We start from the raw sequence: 20,608 nt of genomic DNA, 5'->3' as shown, positions 1-20,608 counted from the left end.
GCGAAGAGGCCGGGGCCAAGGGGCTCAGACCATGCTCCAGGCGATGCCGTCCAGAATGTCGTGTTCGCTGACGACGACCTCTTCAGCGCCGATGCGCTCCATGATCGACAGGAGGACGAGGGCACCGGCGCCGATCACGTCGACCCGGCCGGGGTGCATGACCGGGCTGGCCGCGCGTTCGGCGTGGGTGGAGGCGAGCAGGTCCTCGGTGATCTCGCGGACCTTGGCGAGGGAGATCCGGGAGTGATGGATGGCCGCGGGGTCGTAGTGGTCCAGGCCGAGGGCGATGGCGGCGACGGTGGTCACCGAACCGGCCAGGCCGACCAGGGTGGCGGCCTCGCTCAGCGGGACGGTCTCCTCGGCGCGGTCCAGGGCCGCGGCGATGTCCGCCTTTATGGCGGTGATCTGGCCGGCAGCCGGCGGGTCGCTGATCTCCCCGCCATGGACGAGGTGGCGCTCGGTCATGCGGACGCAGCCGACGTCGACGGAACGGGCCGCCCGTACCGAGCCGTCGCCGAGGACGAACTCGGTCGAGCCGCCGCCGATGTCCACGACCAGGTAGGGCAGTGCGATATGGGGGTGGCCGGTCAGTTCCCGGGTGGCGCCGGTGAAGGAGAACTCCGCCTCCTGGTCGCCGGTGATCACCTCGGGCTCAACGCCCAGGATGTCGACGACACCGCGGACGAAGTCCTCGCGGTTCTCCGCGTCGCGGGAGGCGGAGGTCGCCACGAACCGGAGCCGCTCGGCGCCCAGGCCCTTGATCACCGCGGCGTACTCGCGGCAGGCCGCGAAGGTGCGCTCCAGCGCCTCGGGGGCCAGCCGTCCGGTCCGGTCGACGTCCTGGCCGAGCCGGACGATCTGCATCCGGCGGTCCAGGTCCTTGAGTTCACCGGTTTCGGGGTCCAGGTCCGCGACCAGCAGCCGGATGGAGTTCGTACCGCAGTCGATGGCGGCGACCCGCTTCACTTGGCGTCTCCTTCGGGGGCGTCGGAGGTTTCCGAGGTGTACCGGGTCGCGGCGGCCGGGGACTGCGCGTCCTCCGGGGCGTCGCCGCAGGGGGACACGCACGGGCCCTTGCGCCACCACTCCGGGAGCATCGCGAGGGCCTCGTCGCCGAGCGGGTTGACGCCGGGGCCGGCCGCCAGCGAGTGGCCGACGAGCACATGCAGGCACTTGACCCGGTCGGGCATCCCGCCCGCGCTCGGGAAACCCTGGAGCACCTCGATGGCGTCCCGGCGCCGGATGTAGTCCTCGTGGGCCGCGCGGTAGGCGGCGGCCAGCTCCGGGTCGGTGGCCAGCCGCTCGGTCATCTCCTTCATCACGCCGTCGGCCTCCAGCGTGCCGATCGCGGAGGCCGCGCGCGGGCAGGTGAGGTAGTAGAGCGTGGGGAAGGGCGTGCCGTCCTCCAGGCGCGGCGCGGTCTCGACGACGTCCGGCTGCCCGCAGGGGCAGCGGTGGGCGATGGCGCGCAGGCCGCGCGGCGGGCGGCCGAGCTGCTCCTTGAAGGCGGCGATGTCCGCGGCGGTGGGCTCGGTGGGCTCGGTCTGGGGCGGAGGCGTTTCCATGGGCGCTTTCGGTGAGGGCGGCGGGTTCTGTCCGGTGGCGGCGGTGCCGGGCGGGGCGGCGGACCGCCCCGCGGGGCCGGCCGGCCGCCGGGCCCGGTGCGTACCACCGCGGGGGTCGTGCGGGCGGGACCGTGCGGACGGTCCCGGTGTCGACAGTACGGGCTGGGGCCTGTCCGATGAGCCAGGGCCGGGTCCCCGGCCCAGCGGCCAGGGCCTACCGCTGGTCCGCGGCGTCGACACCGTCCCACAGCTTCTCGTACCAGGGCGGCTGCGTCGCCGCCGCCCCCTTCTGTGCCGCGTGCACGCCGGATCCGTCCTGGACGGTGTAGGCGGTCTCGCCCGGCATGACGTAGTGCAGGTGCCGGCGGGCCTGCTGCCGGACGAACTCCGGATCCTGCCAGCGGGCCTTCTCGTCGCGCAGCCGGTTCAGCTCGGCGCCGGCGTCCTGGGCCTTGCGGCGCTGGTCGGCGATGTCCGAACGCTGGGAGATGTACTGCCTTATCGGGTAGGCGAGGGCGACGACCAGGGAGCACATCACCAGCGCGAGCAGGGCGGCACGGCCGGTGAGGCGGTTGCGTCGGGGGCGCCGCTTCGCGCGGTAGACGCGGGCGGCGGCCTGTTCGCCGAGCGCCTTGAGCCGGGTCGCGGTGGAGAACCGGTCCGCGGGCACGTGGCCTCGCCTCCCCTTCAGATTCCGTCGTGCCGCCGTGTCGCCACAACGACGTACGTCCCCGGCAACGGTACGGGACCGGTGCCGGGGACGGACGGAAGACGTACGGACGCTGCCGCGGCTGCGGCCGTCAGCCCTTGAAGCGGCGGACCGCCGAGCGTTTCAGGGCGTCAGCCCTTGAAACGCGGGAAGGCGCTGCGGCCCGCGTAGACCGCGGCGTCGTCGAGGATCTCCTCGATGCGCAGCAGCTGGTTGTACTTGGCGACGCGCTCGGAGCGGGCCGGGGCGCCGGTCTTGATCTGGCCGCAGTTGGTGGCGACGGCGAGGTCGGCGATGGTGACGTCCTCGGTCTCGCCGGAACGGTGCGACATCATGCACTTGAAGCCGTTGCGCTGGGCCAGCTCGACGGCGTCCAGGGTCTCGGTCAGCGAGCCGATCTGGTTGACCTTCACCAGCAGGGCGTTGGCGGAGCCCTCCTCGATGCCGCGGGCCAGGCGCTCCGGGTTGGTGACGAAGAGGTCGTCGCCGACCAGCTGCACCTTGGCGCCGAGCCTGTCGGTGATGACCTTCCAGCCGGCCCAGTCGTCCTCGAACAGCGGGTCCTCGATGGAGACGAGCGGGTAGGCCGCCACCAGCTCCTCGTAGTACTCGGTCATCTCGGCGGCCGAGCGGTCCTTGCCCTCGAACTGGTACTTGCCGTCCTTGTAGAACTCGGAGGCGGCGACGTCCAGCGCCAGCGCGATGTCCTGGCCGGGGGCGTAGCCGGCCTGCTTGATGGCCTCCAGGATGAGGTCGAGTGCCTCGCGGTTGGAGCCGAGGTTGGGCGCGAAGCCGCCCTCGTCGCCGAGGCCGGTGGACAGGCCGCGCTCCTTGAGGACCTTCTTGAGGGTGTGGTAGACCTCCGCGCCCCAGCGCAGCGCCTCGGAGAAGGACTCCGCGCCGATCGGGGCGATCATGAACTCCTGGATGTCCACGTTGGAGTCGGCGTGCGAGCCGCCGTTCAGGATGTTCATCATCGGGACGGGCAGGATGTGCGCGTTCGGGCCGCCCAGGTAGCGGAACAGCGGCAGGTCGCTGGCCTCGGCGGCGGCGTGCGCGACGGCGAGGGAGACGCCGAGGATGGCGTTGGCACCGAGCGAGCCCTTGTTGTCGGTGGCGTCCAGGTCGAACATCGCCTGGTCGATCAGCCGCTGCTCGGTCGCGTCGTAGCCGACCAGCTCCGGGCCGATCTGCTCGATGACGGCGAGGACGGCCTTCTCCACACCCTTGCCCAGGTAGCGGTTCGGGTCGCCGTCGCGAAGCTCGATGGCCTCGAAGGCGCCGGTCGAGGCACCGGACGGCACGCCGGCACGGCCGGTGCTGCCGTCGTCGAGGCCGACCTCGACCTCGACCGTGGGATTACCTCGCGAGTCGAGAATTTCGCGGGCTACGACGACGTCGATGGACGGCACGTTGTCTCCTTCATGGGTGTCTGGAGTTCTGCAGCACGAGCCTAACGGCCCCGGGCGGATCCGCTCGCCCTCGGCCCGCTCCGTGGGACGGAAAAACCCAACAAGCAGGCCAAAGGCCCAGTTCACGGAATGTTTGGGTGCATTGTTCGCTGAGCGGGGAAAGCGGCGGAAGGCGCCCGTCGGGCGGGCTGCGCGATGTCACGGACGCGACGTCAGGGACGCGACGTCAGGGACGCGACGTCATGACGTCATGGAGAAGCCCCGCCGCGGCGCGCTCGGGGGAAGTACGCGCCGGGGCGGGGCAGGCTCGGACGGCCGGTCCGGATCGGGTCCGGCTCACGTTCGGCTCAGACGGCCGGGCCGGCCGAAGCGGCTCAGATGCTGAGCTTCTGGCCCGGGAAGATGAGGTTCGGGTTGCCGCCGACGACGGACTTGTTGGCCGCGTACAGCGCCTTCCAGTTGGTGCCGTGCGCCTTGGCGATCTTGGCGAGGGTGTCACCGGACTTCACGGTGTAGGTCTCGCCGGAGCGGTGCGAGTGCTGCGGGGCCGGCTGGGCCTTCTCGCGGACCGGGGCGGACTTCTTGGTGGTGCCCTCGGTCTTCTTGCGGGTCTCGGTGGTGCCCTGGCTCTTCTTGACGGCGGAGCCGGACGCGTCGACGTTGGCGGCCGGGCCACCGGCGGTCAGGTTGCCGGCGCCGGCGCAGGACCAGGCACCCGGGCCCTGGATGGCGAGCAGCTTCTCGGCGACGGCGATCTGCTGGTCCTTGGTGGCCAGGTCGGCGCGGGCCGCGTACTTGGTGCCACCGGCGGCGGCCCAGCTGGAGTTCGAGAACTGCAGGCCACCGTAGTAGCCGTTACCGGTGTTGATCGACCAGTTGCCGCCGGACTCGCACTGGGCGACCTTGTCCCAGGTGGCGACCGAGGCCGCGGAGGCGGAGGTGGCGCCCATCAGCGGGACGGCGACGGCGGCACCGGCGACACCGGCCAGGGTGGCGACGCGGACGGCCTTGGAGCTGCGACGGTGCTTGCCCTTGTTGATCAGCATGGTGCGTTCGTTTCCTCACCGACGCCTACGAGGTGAGCTGTCGGGTTCGGGCCATGTGAGTTGCCCGGCCGTGTGTGCTGCACACACGGCTTCACCCCAAGCCGGCTGACCCGCTTTCACGGGCGGGGCCGGCACCTACCTTGGGTCCCCCGCTCCTGCCTTCGGCGCTTGCGCGTCGGTTGCCTCCGACCGCCGGCAGGATTCGGCGTGCGATCGCAGAGCCCGCTTTGGCGAGCGGTCCCGACCGTAAGCAGTAACCCGCTTGGTGTTCAAACCCCATGTTCTGAACCAAGTTGACCGTTTTTGATCATCGCAGGTCACATTTCCGCAGGTCGGCACCGGTATGGCAACGGGGGGCGGGCCAGGACCCACCCCCCGCAACGAGAGCCTTGTCTCACTTTGGAGAAACCGGACGAACCGCCGGTAACTACCCTTCCCCGTGCCCGAGATCGAGCAGCTGACCTGGGCGAATCAGGTCCGCGTCGGCGCCGACGACGTCCTTGTTGTGCGCGTAGAGCGCGGGCCAGCCGCCGGGCAGGTCATGGCTCCCGGCGATCGCTGACAGGGTGTCACCGGGACGTACGAGGTACCGGTCGGCACCCGCCGGGGGCGTGCCGTGCGCGTCACCGCCGCGGGAGGCGTGGCCGCCCGGGGAGCCGGCGGGGTCGTCGCCCCGGTCCTCGTCCGGGCCCGCGCCGGTGCCGCGACCCTTGCCGCCGTCACCGCTGCCGTTCCTGCCGTCACCCTTGCCCTCGCCGTCGTCCGGGGCGCCGCGGTGCTTGCCCCGGCCGGGCGGCACGGACGGGGCCGGCCGGCCGTCGCCGGGCCCGGGAGAGGCCGTACCGGACGGCGACGGGGTCGCCGACGGGCCGGTGGGGTCGGTGGTGGGGTCCGTGGTGGGGTCGGCAGGGCGATCGCCCTTATCGCCCTTGTTCCCCTTGTCCCCCTTGTTGCCGTGGTCGCCCCGGTTGCCCTTGTCGCCATGGTTTCCGCGGTCGCCCTGGTTGCCCTGGCCACCCTGATCGCCCTGGTCGCCAGCGTCCGTGGAGCCCGGGGTGTCGGGTCCGGGCGCCGAACCGGACGGGCCGGCGGTGCCCGAGTCGTCGTCCGACCCGTCGGAGGGGTCGGCGGTGTGCGAGTGCGACGGGCGCGGGGAGGGCCTGGTCGTGCTGCCGGGGTCGACGTCCGGCGTCCGGCCGTCCTTGGTGAGGCCGGCGTTGGCCGCGCAGCCGGGGAAGGCGTCCGGGCCGCGGTCGTCGAGTATGGCCTCGGCCACGGCGATCTGCTGGGCGCGGCTGGCGAGGTCGGGGCGGGAGGCGTAGGCCGAGCCGCCGTAGCCGTCCCACATCTCCTGGGTGAGCTGCAGGCCGCCGTAGAAGCCGTTGCCCGCGTTCGCGCTCCACACCCCACCGCTCTCGCACTGGGCGACCTTGTCCCAGGTGGCGGTGTCGGCGGCGTGGGCGCCGCTGGCGGCGAACAGCGGCAGGGCGAGGCCCGCGCCGGTTACTCCTGCCGTGACAAAAATGGCCGGTGCTTGACGGGGTCGACGATGCCGGCCGTTCCCGGAACGCATGCGGTTGCCTTTCGCGCGGCGGTTGAGTTGTCGGATCGGCGCCACAGTGGCCCCGGCCGGTCCGCCGGGTCCTGCCGTCGGTCCGGCCGCCGGTCGAACATTCGACCGCGATCGTCCGTGGAAAGGTAGCCGGGGTCACGGGTAGTCACAAGTCGGTGTAGTGGAGATCACGCGTAGGTCACGCAGCTGACGTCATGTCAGGTTCGGCTGGGCTCGTCGACCTTCGCCGGTCAGCGGCCGTTCGGCGTGAACTCCACCGGCAGGGACCGCAGTCCGCGCATGATGAGCCCGCCGCGCCAGCGCAAATCATCCGGTTCCGCCGCAAGCCGGATGTCCGGGAGCCGGGTCAGCAGGGTGGCGAGTGCGGTCTGCCCTTCGAGGCGGGCCAGCGGCGCACCGAGGCAGTAGTGGATCCCGTGCCCGTATCCCAGGTGCGGGTTGTCACGCCGGGTGAGGTCGAGGACGTCCGGCTCGGTGAACCGCGCCGGGTCGCGGTCGGCGGCGGCCAGCACCACGAGCACCGGGTCCCCCTCGGCGATCCGCTGCCCGCCCAGCGTCAGGTCCCGGGTCGCGAACCGCCAGGTGGCCAGCTCCACGGGACCGTCGTAGCGCAGCAGCTCCTCGATGCCGGTGGCGAGCAGTTCGGTGTCGCCGGCCGCCATCGACTTCTGGAGCAGCTCGCGCTGGGCGGGGTGGCGCAGCAGCGCGTAGGTGCCGTTGCCGATGAGGTTGACGGTGGTCTCGAAACCGGCGAAGAGCAGGATGAAGGCCATCGCCGCGGCCTCGTTCTCGGTGAGGTGCTCGCCGTGGTCGGAGGCGCGGATCAGGCCGGAGATCAGGTCCTCGTCCGGGGCGGCCGTCGCACCCAGGCCGGCCCGCTTGCTGTGGATCAGCTCGGCCAGGTACGTGCGCATCTTCTTCACCGAGCGGGCGACGCCGCCGCGCGGCCCCCCGCCGGACCCGGCTTTGGTGTGTCGCAGCATCATGCCCGCCCAGTCGCGGAAGTCGTCCTGGTCCTCGGGCGGGACGCCGAGCAGGTCGCAGATCGCGTAGATCGGCAGCGGGAAGGCGAACTCGTGGATCAGGTCCGCGCTCCCCCGGGCCGCGAAGCCGTCGACCAGATGGTCCGTCAACTCCTGTATGCGCGGCGCGAATTCGGCGACCCGGCGGGGGGTGAACGCCTTCGAGACCAGGCGGCGCAGCCGGGTGTGGTCCGGCGGGTCGATGTTCAGCAGATGCGTCATCAGATTCGCGCTGCGCTCACCCGGGATGCCGATCCGGCCCTTGCCGTGGGCCGCCTCGGAGTGGTGCACCGGGTTCTTGGACAGCCGTGCGTCGGCGAGCGCCTGCCGGGCGTCCGCGTAGCGGGTGACCAGCCACGCCTCGACACCGCTCGGCAACGCCGTCCGGTGCACCGGCGCATGCTCCCGCAGCCAGGCGTACGCCGGGTACGGGTCGGCGGCGAACTCCCAGGTGAAGAGGTCGGGCGCGGGGGTGGCCACGGAAGCGGCGGGACAGCCCGCGGGCTCACCGGCGGGCGGGGCGTCGAGGTGGGCGTCGGGGTGGGCGTCGGACGTCTGCTGCACATATCGACCGTAACCGCTGCCCCACCCGCACCGCCCCACCCATGGGCCTCACCCCGGCTCGACGCCCAGCCCCGCCAGGAACGCCGCCGCGGCCGGCGACGGCCCCAGCCCGCTCCACACCACCCGCTCGGTGCGCTCCGGCGCGGGCCGTACCCGCACCGTGTGCAGCCCGGTCAGCTTCCGGGCGAACTCCTCCGGCACCATGCCGACGCCGAGCCCGGCCCGGACCAGCTTCGCCAGGAACTCCACGGTGGTCACCTCGAACGCCACCTCCGACGTCAGCCCCGCCGCCCGGAACGCCTCCTCGCGCTGGCGGCGGGCCGCCGAGCCCTCGGCGTAGTCGACGAACGTCTCGCGCGCCACCCGCGCCAGCGTCGTCCACTCCCGCCCGGCCAGCGGATGCTCCGGCGGCACCACCGCGACCAGTTCCCCGTGCGCCAGCACCTTCTCCCGCACACCGACCGTGCGCGCCCCGGGCACCAGCCCGACGAACGCCACGTCCAGCACGCCCGCCCGCACCCGCTCGATCAACGGATCGCTCATCTCCATCTGGAGGCCGATCCGCACCTTCGGATACCTCGTACGGAACGCGCCCAGCTCGCGGGCGAGATCGACCGCCTCCACGGTGGAGATCGCCCCCACCGCCAGCCGTCCGCGCACCTCGCCGGTCGCCGCCTCCACCTCGGCACGGGCCCGCTCGGCCGCCTGGAGCGCCTGCCGGGCGACCGGAACGAAGGCTTCCCCGGCGGCGGTCAGCCGCACGCTCCGGCTCGTCCGGTCGAAGAGCCGGGCCCCCAGCTCCTTCTCCAACCGGGCGACCTGATGGCTGAGCGCCGACTGCACCACATGGCAGCGCTCCGCGGCCCGGGTGAACCCACCGGTCTCGGCGACCGCGACGACGTACCGCATCTGCTGGAGCTCCATGCGCGCGATCGTAGGCGCGTGACCACCCGCACCCGCCGCGTGGCCACCCATCTCGTTTCACGATCGATGTGATGAAAACTATGTGTTGGACCGATGGATGCGGCAGCCCCGAGGCTGGGTGCCATGAGAACCGTCGCGCCGCGGGAGACCGCACCGGAGACCGAGCCGGACACCCCGCCCCGCCTGGGGCGCGGCACCCTGCTGCTCATGTCCGCCGCCGCCGGCCTGTCCGTCGCCGGCAACTACTTCGCCCAGCCCCTCCTGGACGTCATAGGCCACGACCTCCACCTCTCCGCCGGCACCGCCGCCCTGGTCGTCACCGTCGCCCAGACCGGCTACGGGATCGGCCTGCTGCTCCTCGTCCCCCTCGGCGACCTCCTGGAACGCCGCCGCCTCGCGGTCGTCCTCTGCGCCCTGACCGCCGCCTTCCTGACCGTGACGGCCAGCGCCCCGAACGCCGCGCTGCTGCTGACCGGCACCGCCCTGACCGGCTTGGCCTCGGTCGCCGCCCAGGTCGTCATGCCGTTCGCGGCGACCCTGGCCGCCCCCGAGGAACGCGGCCGGACCATCGGCACCGTGATGACCGGCCTGCTGCTGGGCATCCTGCTGGCCCGTACGGCGGCCGGGCTGCTCGCCGAACTCGGCGGCTGGCGCACCGTCTACTGGGTCAACGCCGCCCTGATGCTCCTGATGGCCGTCCTGCTGCGGCTCCGCCTCCCGGCGCTGCGGACCACGGCCGGACTGCGCTATCCCGCCCTGCTGCGCTCGACTCTGGCCCTGTTCGCACAGGAACCGGTGCTGCGCTGGCGGGCGGCGCTCGGCGCCCTGTCCTTCGCGGGCTTCAGCGTCCTGTGGACCGCGATGGCGTTCCTGCTGTCCGGGCCCGCGTACGGCTGGCAGGAGTCGGCGATCGGGCTGCTGGGGCTGGTCGGCGCGGCCGGTTCGCTCGCCGCCTCCGTCGCGGGGCGCCTCGCGGACCGCGGACTGGCCCACCGGGTCACCGGCGCCTGCGCGTTCCTGCTCCTGAGCTCCTGGGGCCTCCTCGCGGCCGGAGGCGCGGGCGGCGGCTGGTCGCTGGCGGCGCTGCTGGCCGGGGTGATCGTGCTGGACCTCGCCGCCCACGGCGTGCACGTCAGCAACCAGAACCTGGTGTACGGGGTCCGCCCCGAGGCCCGCAACCGCCTCAACTCGGCTTACATGACCAGCTACTTCGTGGGCGGCGCGGTGGGCTCGGCGCTCACCTCGGTCGTGTGGAGCCAGGGCGGCTGGAACGGCGTCTGCGCGTTGGGAGCGGGGCTGGCGGTTGCGGTGGTGGGGGTTTGGGTGGTGGAGCGGCTCAGGCGGAGAACTCCCCACTCCTGACGGCCGTTACGAACGCAGCCCAGCTTTCGGAGGGAAAGAGCAGCGCCGGGCCGGTGGGGCGCTTGCTGTCGCGTACGGGGATGTGGGCGTGGCCGCGGGCTACTTCCAGGCATTCGCCTTGATCGCCGCCACTGTGACTGGACTTGTACCACCCGGTGAGGATGGACGAGTTGGAGACGATGCCCTTAGTGCTGCCCATGCGCGTGTTCCTCTGCTGCCGCCCTGACGAGGGCCAGTGACTCCTGCTGCGACAACGCGTCGCCCAGAGCCAGAGCGTAGGCCGTCTGGCAGGCACTCACCAGGGCCGGGTCATCCATCAAGTTCCCGGTCACGAAGCCCTCGACGTAGGCCACCGGGGCCGAGTCCGCAAAGCTCATGAGCGTGAGCAAGCTCTGTTGGAGCGCATGCGCCCCCACGTTGTTCGGCAGTACGTGCAGGCGCAACCGCCCCGCCTCTGCCACGTCCGCGATCCTGTGCAACTGGTCGGCCATGACTCGCCCACCGCCGACGCGGCGCCGGAGAACGGCCTCGTCGAGCAGCGTCCACGCGACCGGCTGCATCGGTCCGTCGAGGATGCGGCGGCGTTTCGTTCGGATGACGACGAACTCGTCAAGCTCCTCGGCCGTGTAGTTCGGCCGGTAGGCGCGGAACAAAGCACCCGCGTAGTCGTCGGTCTGGAGCACGCCGGGGACCAGCGTCAGCGCGAAGTACTGGATCAGCGTGGCTTGTTGCTCCAACTCGGCAACGGCCGCGAAATGATCGGTGTACTTGGACTCCAGATCCTCCAGCCACCGGACGAAGAAACCGTCCGTCCCCAGCGCCTGGTCGATCCGCTGCGCGTCATCCGGCTTCGGAAGCCGCCTGCCCGCCTCGAAGTGACTGATCAGCGTCGGCGAGCACACCACGCGCTCACTCAGCGCCTCCTGCGTCATGTCGGCCGCAATGCGCCGAATCTTCAGCTCCTCCCCGTACTTCTCCCTGGGGGTGCGTGGCCGGTGTTCCCTCTTCATGGCTGAACTCCCCTGCTTGACGGCTACGTTGTCGGGCTCGCCCCACTAGAAGCGTAGCCAGAACGACCCGCACTCTGTGAGGGAACCACCACACAGCGTGAAGAAACGCAGGACCCTCGCGACCGGCGTGCACCGGCCCGAGGGCGTGGCCACCAACCCCACGGAGGTTGACGACATGAACGAGCCTAATCGAGGGCTCATGGACGGCGGGCGGCTTCTGCCATGGACCGGTCCGGAAGGGAAGCCGTGCTACCTCCTCCCGAGCGACGGGGCCGGATACGTCTCCCGCATGGCCGACCGGGTCGAGGCGGCGCAGCTCGACTCGGCGGCCGAACTCATCGAGGAAGCCGGGCACGTCCTTCGTGCTCGGACGTGGACGCCCGGCGAGATCCATCTGCTCGCGGCCGACCTGACCACCTCACTCGCCAACGTGCGCCGGGTGGCGGTGAGTCGGGGCGCCCGGTTGCCCACGCCCGCGTACGACGACGCCGACACCGGAGCGGACGGCGAGCGCACGGCGGATCACTTGCTCTGATCCGGTACGGGGTGGCCCAGGGCCGCGGCCTTGCGGTACCAGGCCGCGGCTTCGGCCTCGTCACCGTCCGCCTTGTGCAGCTCGGCGAGGCGGAACGCAGCGTAGGCGTCGCCCTGTTCGTAGCCCTTCAAGTACCAGGTGCGGGCCTCGTCGGGGCGGTCGCGGAGTTCCAGGAAGCGGCCGAGGTTGGCGGCCGTCAGCGGGTCACCGGCGCGAGCCATCTCCGTGAGTTCCTCTTCAGGGCCATACACCACACGGCCCTCCCCGAAGCCGAACCTCAGCATCGCGGCCGCCCTCTCGTCGCCGGAATCCGCGGCACGACAGAGCCAGACCTCGGTCTCGTCCTGGTCGTTGAAGAGCATCAGCACGCGGGCGACGCTCCTCGCCACCTCTGAGTACCCGGCCCGCATCGCGTCCACGTACGCGCTGTAGGCGTCGTCGTCATTGCCGTCCCCCACCCGCAGATCGCCGAGCAGATGCGCCGCTTCCGGGTTCCCGCCCTTCCACCCGACCGTGAACCAGCGCTCGGCCCGCGCCCGCAGCAGCTTGCCCAGCAGCGTCGCCGCCTCCGCGTCCCCCGCTTCGGCGGCGGTCTCCAGGAACGGCTCGGCGGCCTTGTCCTCCCCGCGCTCGGCCAGCATCCGCCCGAGTCGGCCCGCGGACCGCGCTTCGCCGGCCTCCGCGGCCTGCCGGAACCAGCTCTCGGCCGCCTCCCTCTCCTCCAGCGACTCGGCGAGCACGCCGAGGTTGTGGAGGGCGGAGGTGTCCCCCGCCTCGGCGGCGCACTCGAAGGCGGCGCGCGCCTTCGCCGCGACCTCCGCATAGTCGTACGCCGGGTCCGTACGGGCCGCCTCCAGTGCACAGCCCCACACCTGGCCGTCCACGGCGGGCAGTTCACCACGCCGGGCCGCCGTCGCGACGAGGAACGGCGCGGCCCGCCAGGTGTCGCCCGTGACACGGTCGAGCAGCCGCAGCAGCCCGTGGCGACGCTCAACCGCCCAGGCACGCGCGTCCTTGATGGACTCGCGGTCCATCCCGGTCACGTCCGCGTAGCCCTCGTGGACCTTGAGCAGGAGGTCCATGGGGAGGGGGCCGGTGAGCCCGCAGCGGGCGAGGTCGAGGGCGGCGCGGACCAGGGCGTGGCCGCGCGGGTGTCGGTCGGCGCGGCGGGCGCGCCACCATTCCTCCCAGAGGAGGGGGGAGAGGGTGAGGTAGGCGGGGACGCTTTCCGGGCCGCTGCAACGGGCGGCTTCGGCCAGCCGGGGGTCGCTGATGAGCTGGGCACAGCGCGCCAGCCGGTCTCGCTCCGTCGCGCTCCACTCCCGCGGCAGCTCGACGGTGTGCGCCAGGTCCAGGACCCGGCCGCGGGGCTCGGCGCGGCAGGCGTCGTAGGCGTCCTCGCGCATGGTGGCGAGGACGACGACCCGCAGGGCGGTCAACTGGGCCAGCAGGCGCGGCTCCAGTCCGCCGTCGGCTTCACCCAGGTGCTCGTCGAGGTCGTCGAGCCAGATGACACAGCGATCCTGGCGCCCGTACAGCAGGGCGGGCAGCCCCCGCAGGTCCGTGCGGCGGGCAGGTGCGAAGACACGGAAGCCGGCGAGCAGTTCCACCATCGCCGTCAGCGCCGCGCGGGACTTCCCGGCGAACGGCTCACCGAGCACCAGCACCAACCCGCCGCCCGAACGTGCCTGCTCCAGCGCCGCGTTGAGGTCACCGTCGCGCTCCCGGAGGACGTAGGGCGTCAGCGCGGGGTGACCGGGCACGCGCTCGACGGGGCGGACGCCGAGGGCGATGGGGTCGAGGTCCTCGGGCGTGGGCCAGCCCTGCGGATCGGGCAGGGCCCCGGGGAAGCCGCCCGACTGCAAGGTCACCGCCCCGATGGTCTCGGCCTGCACCACGCTGCCCATGCTGCCACCGGAGATCACGTTCTCCGTCCGCCGTGGCTTCTCACTGCTCACCCGCGCCCCCTCATCTACCGCTGCCCCAACGGTACTTAAGGAGCGCCCCTTCAGCGGCCTTCGGCCGCCACCACCGCATCCCGATACGTCCGGGCCGCCGCGCGCAGGGCCGCCTCCGGGTCGACGCCCTCGGATTCGGCGCGGACGGCCAGCGCCAGCAGCTCGTAGCCGATGCCCGGCCCCGAGGGCGTCGGGACGTCCAGGCCCGCGGTGCGGACCCGCGAGGCAAGTTTCGCCGCCAGGGCGAGGCCGGGCTGGGCGAGCGGAATGCCCTCGGTGACGGAGTCGCGCTGCTTCTCCTCGGCCTTGGTGCGGATCCAGTGGGCCTTGACGTCCTCGGGGGTCTCGGCGGTCTCGACGCCGAAGACGTGGGGGTGGCGGTGGAGCAGCTTCTCGACGATCGTGCCGGCCACGTCGTCGACCGAGAACGGCTCGTCGGGGTCGTCCTGGGCGATCCGGGCGTGGAAGACGACCTGGAGGAGCACATCGCCCAGTTCCTCGCGCAGCGCCTCGCGGTCGCCCTCCTCGATGGCCTCGACCAGCTCGTACGCCTCCTCGATGGCGTACTTGGCCAGGTCGCGGTGGGTGCGGATGCTGCTCCAGGGGCACTCGGCGCGGATCTGGTCCATGACCTGGACGAGGTCGAGCAGGCGGGCGCCGGGGAGGTCGTAGGAGCCGGGGAGCAGCTCCAGGTCGGGCATGGTTTCGCGGCCGGAGCCGGCGAGCCGGGCCAGGCCGTCGGTCAGCGCGCTCTCGCCGTCGGCGGAGGTGATGACGACGGCCGTACGGGCGCCGGATGGGGGCACCTCCCGTGCCGTCAAGGCTACGGGGGAGCAGTAGTCGACCAGTTCGCGGGCGGTGGGGGCGGCGATCTCGACGGTGACGCCGGCCTCGCGTAGGTAAGGCAGCTGCGGATGGTCCGGGTCGGCGCACAGCACCCGCTCGGCGGCCCGCACGATCTGCCACGCGGGCCAGGACAGCAGTCCGGGGGCGACCCGGTGGCTGGTCGTGAGCAGGACCAGGCGGCCGGTGCCGGCGCCCTGGGGGTGGGGCTCGGCGCCGGCGTCGGCGGCGGAGGAGGCGTCAGCGTTCACGCATCGAACGTAACGCAAGGGGGTGACAGAGACGCCGGTGCCCGCCCCCTTCCCAGGGGTCAGGCCCTAGACCTGCTGCTGTTGTGGCGCGGCCGGGGTGATCCACGGGTCCTTGGTCTCGCCGAGGATGACCTGCTGGTCGTCCCACTTGCCGAAGCGCGGGTTGACGTCGATGCCCATGTCCCGGGACGTCTTGGACAGCACCTGGGCCAGCTTCTGCTGGCCCTGCGGCAGGTTGCGGTCCGCGCCGAGGTGCCGGGCCAGGCCGTCCATCAGGAGCTGGTTGCGGGCCATCGCGTCGATCTCGTCGGGCGCGATGCCCTGCTGGATCCACATCAGCTTCAGCCGCTCCGCGCCGCCGGAGCGCTGCTCGGCCGTCTCCCGCCACTGCTGGACGTCGGAGCGGGTGACCCTCACCCCGGCGTCCTTCGCGGCCCGCGCCAGCACCTCGTCGAAGATCATGCCGTTGAGGGTGGCCAGGCTGAGCCGCCCGGTGTTCGTGACCAGCTGCTCGCCCTGCGGGGACGTGGCCTGCGCGGCGCGGATGTCCCTCACCCTGGACTGCAACTGCGCGACGGTGATCCGCTTTCCGTCGACGATGGCGGCGGCACCGGGATGCGCATCGGTGCCGCAGGCGGCGAGCAGGGGGGTCGCGGCCAGCAGAGCGGCGGCGGAAACGGAGAGCGCTGTCCTACGGCGGAACACTTGGCCTCCCGGCAGATCGTGCGACGACGGAACGGACGGAGACTCGACCTTGAAGGTCGATGCTATGGAGTCGGTGTGGCCCAGGGCCACCGCTTCGGCCAACGATCCGTGCGGGGGTCGGTTCTCCGGGTGGGGCCGGGCGAGGGCGGGGCGGGGGCGCGGGGCGTGAGCGGTGCGCCCCCGGGCCCACCGCTGGCCGCCGGCTCAGCCCTGCACACCTGGCTCAGCCCTGCACACCTGGCTCAGCCCTGCACCTGGCTCAGCCAGTACAGCGTGCGGCGGATCTCCGACGGGAAGGCGTGGTGCGGCCCGTGGAGGCGTTCGGCGTCGTAGAGGAGGCGGGAGAGGGCGTCCTGCGCGGCGGCGCGTTCGCCTTGGGCGAGGAGGAGGTGGCCTATGGAGCGGCGGATCTCCAGGGGGCGGATCGGGTCGTCGGCGTAGTGCTCGAAGTACGGGAGGAGGGCGCGGTACTCCTCCAGGGCCTGGGACACCTCGCCGAGCTGCTCCAGGCACTGGGCGGCCTCGTAGTGGAACTGGAGGGCCTGGCGGGTGGCACCGGCGCCGGACTCCTTGGCGAACTCCTCGGCCAGGAGCCGTAGTTCGGGCAGTGCGCGGCGGTACTGGCCGTCGTCCATGAGGGTGGCCGCGTACTGCTTGCGGAGGGTGCGGACGACCGGGGAGTGGGCGCCGTGGCGTTCGGCGGCGGCCGGGAGGATGCCGCCGAGGATGTCCACGGCGCGGGTGATACGGCCCTGGTCGAGGAGGTCCTTGACCTCGTCGACGGCGGCGGCCACGTCCGCAACGGCACCGGTGGACGAGGAGGGGGTGAGGGGGGCGGACCCGTGCGATGCGCCGGCGGAGCGCTCGTTCCGGTCGCTCTGGAGGGAGGTACGGGGATCGTGGACCGGGCGGGCGGGGGCGGCCGCCGCGGCGACCGGGCGGGCGGCCGGTGACGGCTCAGGGGCGCGGGGGGTGGACGCCGCCCCCGGGGCGGGTGCCGGGGCGCCTGCCGAGCGGGACGGCCACGGGGCGTGCGGCCGGCGGAAGGGGCGGGTGGGGTCCATCGGGGCCGGCGGGGTGGCCGGGGCCGGCGGGGCGTGCGGGCCCACGGAGGCGGTGGGGAGGAGGGGGGCCAGGGCCGCGTAGACCTCCTGGGCGTCGGCGGGGCGTGCCCGGGGGTCCTTGCGCAGGAGGTGCAGGACGAGCGCTTCGAGGGCTTCGGGGACGTCGGGGCGGAGCCGGCGGACCGGGACGGGCTCCTCGTAGAGGTGGCGGTGCAGGACGCCCAGCGCGGTGGAGCCGGCGAACGGGACCTCGCCGCTGAGGAGTTCGTGCAGCAGCACCCCGAGGGCGTACAGGTCGGTGTACGGGCCGACGGCGCCGCCCATCGCCTGCTCGGGCGCCATGTACGCGGGGCTGCCGATGGGCGAGCCGGTGTGGGTGAGGCGGGTGGTGTCGGTGTCCAGGGCGGAGGCGATGCCCAGGTCGAGGACGACGACGGAACCGTCCGGCCGGATCATGACGTTCCGCGGCTTGAGGTCGCGGTGGACGATCGGCACGGCGTGGACGGAGGCCAGTACGGCGCAGAGCTGGGCGGCGACGGAGACCGCCCACGGCCAGGGGTAGGGGTCGTGCTCGGCGAGGTGGTCGGAGAGGTCGGCGCCGTCGACGTACTGCATGACCAGGTAGAGGTCCTCGTCGTCGCTGCCGGCGTCGTGGACGGTGACGAGTCCGGGGTGGTCGACCTGGGCGGTGACCCGGCACTCGCGGACGAAGCGGCGGCGCATCTCCTCGCCGTCCGGCGTGCCCGCGACCCGGTCGGGGCGCAGCAGCTTGACGCCGACCCGGCGGTCCAGGCGGCGGTCGTAGCCGATCCAGACCTGGCCCATGCCGCCCTGGCCGAGCAGTACGGAGAGTTCGTAACGCCCGGCGATGACCCGGCCGTTCACCGTCCTTCCTCCTTGCGGAGGTAGTCGCTCAGTTCGTCGAGTTCGGCGCGGACGCGGTCGATGCGCTGGGGCTGCGGGCGCCGGTCGGTTCCGTAGGGCGCCGGGGGCGGCGGCGCGGGGTGGCCGGACGGCGGCGCGTACGGGGGGAGTCCGGTGGCGGTGACGGCGTACGGGTCGGCGGGGGCCGCGGGCGGGGGGTGCGGGGTGCCGTAGGGGTGCGGGGCGGCGGCCGGGGGCGTGGCGGGGTAGGCGGCGGCGCCGTATCCGCCCGTACCGGCGGCGCCGGGCCCGTAGCCGCCGGTACGGGCGGCGCGGATGTCGACGACGAGGTAGTAGGCCACGGCTCCCGCTATCTGGAGGAGCAGGCCGCCGACCGCCGCGTTCGTGCGCCAGTCGGTCGCGGGGTAGCTGGTGATCACCACGCAGCTGCCGAGGAACAGCGCCAGGCCGCCGCCGAAGACCCACCAGCCCTGCTGCCCGCGCTGCACGATGGCGGCCCGCAGCAGCGCGGCCCAGGCCAGGAAGCCCAGGCTGAGCACCGTGGCGGCCACGAAGACCACCCGCAGCGTGAGGACCGTCCCGCGCGCCGGGGGGCGGTGCGGCGGAGGGGCCTGGACGGGGCCGTGCATCACTACTCCTGAGGGATCGCTCGTGGCCGGGGCCGGGGGCCGCGCTGCCACGGCGGCCGTTGGAGGCGCCGCCCTGTTCGGGCGGAGCCGGGAACTCGGGGGCGTGCGGGGCCGGGCGTACCTGTGCGCGCACGTGCTTGCGAGCGTATAGACGACGCCGGGCGCATGTGCGGGGTTGTGCGGAATGGGGCGGGCGAATTGCCTTGCCCGGTGGGCTGGTTGACTCACCCGGGTAGGCGAATTGCCTTACCCGGGTAGGCGAATTGCCCTACCCGGCTGGCGCGTTCGGCCGCCCCGCGCGCACCACTGGGCCGCGGCTCCCGGACCGGCCCGGCTCAGCCGGCCCGGCCCGGCTCAGCTCGGCCCGACCGACCCGTCCGTCAACCCGTCGTGGAGCCCCTGTACCAGCTGCTCGCCCAGCCGGGACGCCAGCCGCAGGGCGCCCTCGAAGGCGGCCAGGTCGCCGAACCGCCGCCCGTAGCGCCGCTGTTCGGCCAGCGGGAGCCGGGGCAGCTGCAGGCGGCGGACGTCGAGCCGGGTGGCGGTGGAGGCGTAGCTGCTGGCCTGCCGGTTGTTGGCGGTGCCGCGCAGGAAGCCGGCGAGGAACCAGGGGTCGAGGGCGGTGGGGTCGGGGCGCAGCAGGGTGAGGTTGCGGCCGAGGGCGGCGCCGGCGGTGGCCTCGTCGACGACCCGGGCGATGGCGCCGCCGCCGAGGACCGGCACCACGACGTCGCCTTCCCGGACGAGCACCGGCTCCTCGGGCGGGCCGGCGGAGGGCGCTTCGGGGAGCGTGCCGGAGGGGGCGAAGCCACCGATGACGTCATGGTCGGTGAGGACCGCTGGGGCTCCGTCGGGTGCCGCCGTCCCGGCGCCGCCGGCGCGCAGCACGAGGGCGCCGGAGCGGGCCAGTTCGCCGACGGTGGTCAGCGGCCAGCGGGCGGCGGACGGCCCGGGGGCGGCGGTGCGCTCGCCGGGTCGCGGGGTCAGTTCGGTGGTACGGGCGAGGGCGGCGGTCAGCCGGTCGTGGACCCGGGCGAGTTCGCCGGGGCCGCCGGCCGCGGCGGGCGGCGGGAGGTGCCGGGCGGGTGCCAGGTCGACGTCGTCGCCGAGGAGGTCGATGGCGGCCAGCGAGCGCCGTACGCCGGGTACTTCCTCGATCTCGCCGTCGCGGTCGAAGAGCTGCCAGGCGTCGACCGCGGTGGCCCGTACGGTCTGCCAGTCGGGCTTGTCGCGGCCGGTGCCGCCGGCGAGCGGCGCGGCGGTGTCGACGACGAGCAGGTGCGGGGCCAGAGGGGTGGTGCCGCCGCGCAGCGGCGACGTTGAGGGGCGGTGGCCGGGCGACGGGTGGGCGCCGCCGCCGGGCTTGCGCAGCACCCACAGGTGCAGCGGGATGCTGTTGGGCGGTGCGGCGCCCGCGGGCAGCGCGATGACCGCCCGCAGCGCGCCGCGGCGCAGCAGGTCGGCGCGGATCCGGCGGCCGGAGCGGCGGGAGGCGGCGGCGGGCGGCATGAGGAGGACCGCGGTGCCGCCGGGCCGCAGCCGGGCCAACGCGTGCTGGACCCAGGCCAGTTCGGATTCCGTACGGGCCGGGAAGCCGTACTCCCAGCGGGGGTCGTAGGCGAGTTCGTCGTGGCCCCAGTTGCGTTCGTTGAACGGCGGGTGGACGAGGACGGCGTCCGCGGCGAGCTGCGGGAAGGCGTCGGCGCGCAGGGTGTCGGCGGCCCGGACGCGGACCTCGGCGCCGGGCGCCTCCAGGGCGAGGCGGAGCGCGCTGAGGGCGGCGAGGTCGGGGTCGGCGTCCTGGCCGTGGAGGGTGGGCGGGGCGGCGCCGGGGGCCTCGTCGCGGGCGGCGGCGAGCAGCGCGCCGGCGCCGCACGCCGGGTCCAGGACGGTTCCCAACGGGCCTGCGACTGCGGCCAGTTCGGCCATCAGCGCGGCCGGTCCGGGCGGCGTGAGGGTGTACTGGCGGGGGTTGGCGTCCAGGTGCCGGCCGAGCAGGAAGGCGTACGCCTCGGGGGCGCCATCGGCGGTCGCGAGGTCGCCGGCGGCTCGTACCAGGGCGGCGGACGGGGCGAGCGCCTCGCAGGTCAGGCCCCGTACGGGGTGCTCCGCGCCGAGCCGGGCGGCCAGGACGGATTCCAGCATCGCGGGCAGCACACCGGTCAGTTCGGCGTCGTCGGCGGCGGCGCGCAGCTGCCGCCAGGCGGCGGGCCGCTCGTGGACCAGCAGCAGCACGGCACCGGCCTGGCGGAGTGCGGCGGCGGCCCCCGCCGGGTGCCCGACGAGCTGCTGCCAGACCCGCTCGCGCGGTGGCACCTCGGCGATTTTGCCCTGGTCGCGCAGCCACTGCTCGATGTCGCGGAGGGCGAAAGCGGGGCTGGTCTCGGTGCCGCCGACCGGCTTGGGGAAGTCGGCGTGCCGGCGCCGCCAGTTGCTGACCGCGGCCCGGCCGACGCCGGCGAGCCGGGCGATGCCGGCGGCGGTCACCTCGGTCGGGCGGCCGTCCGCCCCGCTTTCCGCGCTCGCGCGGGCGTCCGCGGCGCCGCGGGAC

At 73.4% G+C, this 20,608-nt stretch carries 18 protein-coding genes and 1 riboswitch; of the genes, 2 read left to right on the top strand and 16 right to left on the bottom strand.

Features of this window, described 5'->3' with window-relative positions; all coding sequences use genetic code 11:
• Positions 1–24: 24 nt before the first annotated feature.
• From ACO1BR_RS23595 to ACO1BR_RS23560, 8 genes are all read right to left on the bottom strand, one after another.
• Complete coding sequence (locus ACO1BR_RS23595; RefSeq protein ID WP_426797076.1) at positions 25–966, bottom strand: exopolyphosphatase; 942 nt, start codon at positions 964–966, stop codon at positions 25–27.
• Positions 963–1,565: a DUF501 domain-containing protein gene (locus ACO1BR_RS23590; protein WP_426797075.1), complete on the bottom strand. Its 603-nt coding sequence runs from the start codon at positions 1,563–1,565 to the stop codon at positions 963–965. Before ACO1BR_RS23590 ends, ACO1BR_RS23595 begins: the two co-directional genes overlap by 4 nt.
• A 214-nt stretch (positions 1,566–1,779) precedes the next feature.
• The gene (locus tag ACO1BR_RS23585; protein ID WP_159503407.1) at positions 1,780–2,235 is read right to left on the bottom strand and encodes an FtsB family cell division protein; all 456 of its coding nucleotides are present in this window, start codon (positions 2,233–2,235) and stop codon (positions 1,780–1,782) included.
• 170 nt (positions 2,236–2,405) lie between these two features.
• Entirely contained in the window at positions 2,406–3,686 is a 1,281-nt protein-coding gene (gene eno, locus ACO1BR_RS23580; RefSeq protein WP_426797074.1) for a phosphopyruvate hydratase, read from the bottom strand.
• A gap of 374 nt (positions 3,687–4,060) precedes the next feature.
• The gene (locus ACO1BR_RS23575) at positions 4,061–4,732 is read right to left on the bottom strand and encodes a transglycosylase family protein (protein WP_426797073.1); all 672 of its coding nucleotides are present in this window, start codon (positions 4,730–4,732) and stop codon (positions 4,061–4,063) included.
• Positions 4,733–4,739: 7 nt separating this feature from the next.
• Positions 4,740–4,909: riboswitch (cyclic di-AMP (ydaO/yuaA leader) on the bottom strand.
• Positions 4,910–5,159: 250 nt separating this feature from the next.
• Entirely contained in the window at positions 5,160–6,305 is a 1,146-nt protein-coding gene (locus ACO1BR_RS23570) for a transglycosylase family protein (RefSeq protein WP_426797072.1), read from the bottom strand.
• Between the two features lie 230 nt (positions 6,306–6,535).
• On the bottom strand, positions 6,536–7,891 hold the full coding sequence (locus ACO1BR_RS23565; protein WP_426797071.1) for a cytochrome P450 family protein: 1,356 nt from the start codon (positions 7,889–7,891) through the stop codon (positions 6,536–6,538).
• Positions 7,892–7,939: 48 nt separating this feature from the next.
• Positions 7,940–8,815: a LysR family transcriptional regulator gene (locus ACO1BR_RS23560; RefSeq protein ID WP_426797070.1), complete on the bottom strand. Its 876-nt coding sequence runs from the start codon at positions 8,813–8,815 to the stop codon at positions 7,940–7,942.
• A gap of 123 nt (positions 8,816–8,938) precedes the next feature.
• Here ACO1BR_RS23560 and ACO1BR_RS23555 point away from each other — a divergent pair, with 123 nt between their 5' ends.
• Positions 8,939–10,177, top strand: coding sequence for an MFS transporter (locus tag ACO1BR_RS23555; RefSeq protein ID WP_426797069.1), 1,239 nt, complete (start codon positions 8,939–8,941; stop codon positions 10,175–10,177).
• Here the strand turns inward: ACO1BR_RS23555 and ACO1BR_RS23550 are convergent.
• On the bottom strand, positions 10,152–10,376 hold the full coding sequence (locus ACO1BR_RS23550; protein WP_426797068.1) for a DUF397 domain-containing protein: 225 nt from the start codon (positions 10,374–10,376) through the stop codon (positions 10,152–10,154). The two genes, ACO1BR_RS23555 and ACO1BR_RS23550, sit on opposite strands and share 26 nt — an antisense overlap.
• A complete protein-coding gene (locus ACO1BR_RS23545) occupies positions 10,363–11,187 on the bottom strand; it encodes a helix-turn-helix domain-containing protein (protein WP_426797067.1) in 825 nt (274 codons plus the stop codon). The genes ACO1BR_RS23550 and ACO1BR_RS23545 overlap by 14 nt, the downstream gene beginning before the upstream one ends.
• A 97-nt stretch (positions 11,188–11,284) precedes the next feature.
• Between ACO1BR_RS23545 and ACO1BR_RS23540 the strand changes: the two genes are divergently transcribed.
• The gene (locus ACO1BR_RS23540) at positions 11,285–11,722 is read left to right on the top strand and encodes a hypothetical protein (RefSeq protein WP_426797066.1); all 438 of its coding nucleotides are present in this window, start codon (positions 11,285–11,287) and stop codon (positions 11,720–11,722) included.
• On the opposite strand, the gene ACO1BR_RS23535 is transcribed toward ACO1BR_RS23540, so the two are convergent.
• From ACO1BR_RS23535 to ACO1BR_RS23510, 6 genes are all read right to left on the bottom strand, one after another.
• Positions 11,710–13,680, bottom strand: coding sequence for a hypothetical protein (locus tag ACO1BR_RS23535; RefSeq protein WP_426797065.1), 1,971 nt, complete (start codon positions 13,678–13,680; stop codon positions 11,710–11,712). The genes ACO1BR_RS23540 and ACO1BR_RS23535 overlap by 13 nt on opposite strands.
• 50 nt (positions 13,681–13,730) lie before the next feature.
• On the bottom strand, positions 13,731–14,774 hold the full coding sequence (locus ACO1BR_RS23530) for a nucleoside triphosphate pyrophosphohydrolase (protein WP_426797064.1): 1,044 nt from the start codon (positions 14,772–14,774) through the stop codon (positions 13,731–13,733).
• 66 nt (positions 14,775–14,840) lie between these two features.
• Positions 14,841–15,479, bottom strand: a complete 639-nt coding sequence (locus tag ACO1BR_RS23525; RefSeq protein ID WP_426797063.1) for a SurA N-terminal domain-containing protein — start codon at positions 15,477–15,479, stop codon at positions 14,841–14,843.
• Between the two features lie 242 nt (positions 15,480–15,721).
• Positions 15,722–17,428, bottom strand: a complete 1,707-nt coding sequence (locus ACO1BR_RS23520; RefSeq protein WP_426797062.1) for a protein kinase domain-containing protein — start codon at positions 17,426–17,428, stop codon at positions 15,722–15,724.
• On the bottom strand, positions 17,425–18,057 hold the full coding sequence (locus ACO1BR_RS23515) for a hypothetical protein (RefSeq protein WP_426797061.1): 633 nt from the start codon (positions 18,055–18,057) through the stop codon (positions 17,425–17,427). The genes ACO1BR_RS23520 and ACO1BR_RS23515 overlap by 4 nt, the downstream gene beginning before the upstream one ends.
• A gap of 354 nt (positions 18,058–18,411) precedes the next feature.
• The gene (locus ACO1BR_RS23510; RefSeq protein WP_426797124.1) at positions 18,412–20,544 is read right to left on the bottom strand and encodes an N-6 DNA methylase; all 2,133 of its coding nucleotides are present in this window, start codon (positions 20,542–20,544) and stop codon (positions 18,412–18,414) included.
• Positions 20,545–20,608: the final 64 nt, after the last annotated feature.

Origin of the sequence: Streptomyces sp. YGL11-2 (assembly GCF_050054615.1) — a bacterium.
Classification (GTDB): domain Bacteria; phylum Actinomycetota; class Actinomycetes; order Streptomycetales; family Streptomycetaceae; genus Streptomyces.
The sequence above is the reverse complement of the archived record's forward strand: the minus strand, read 5'-3'. Positions and strand labels throughout refer to the sequence as shown.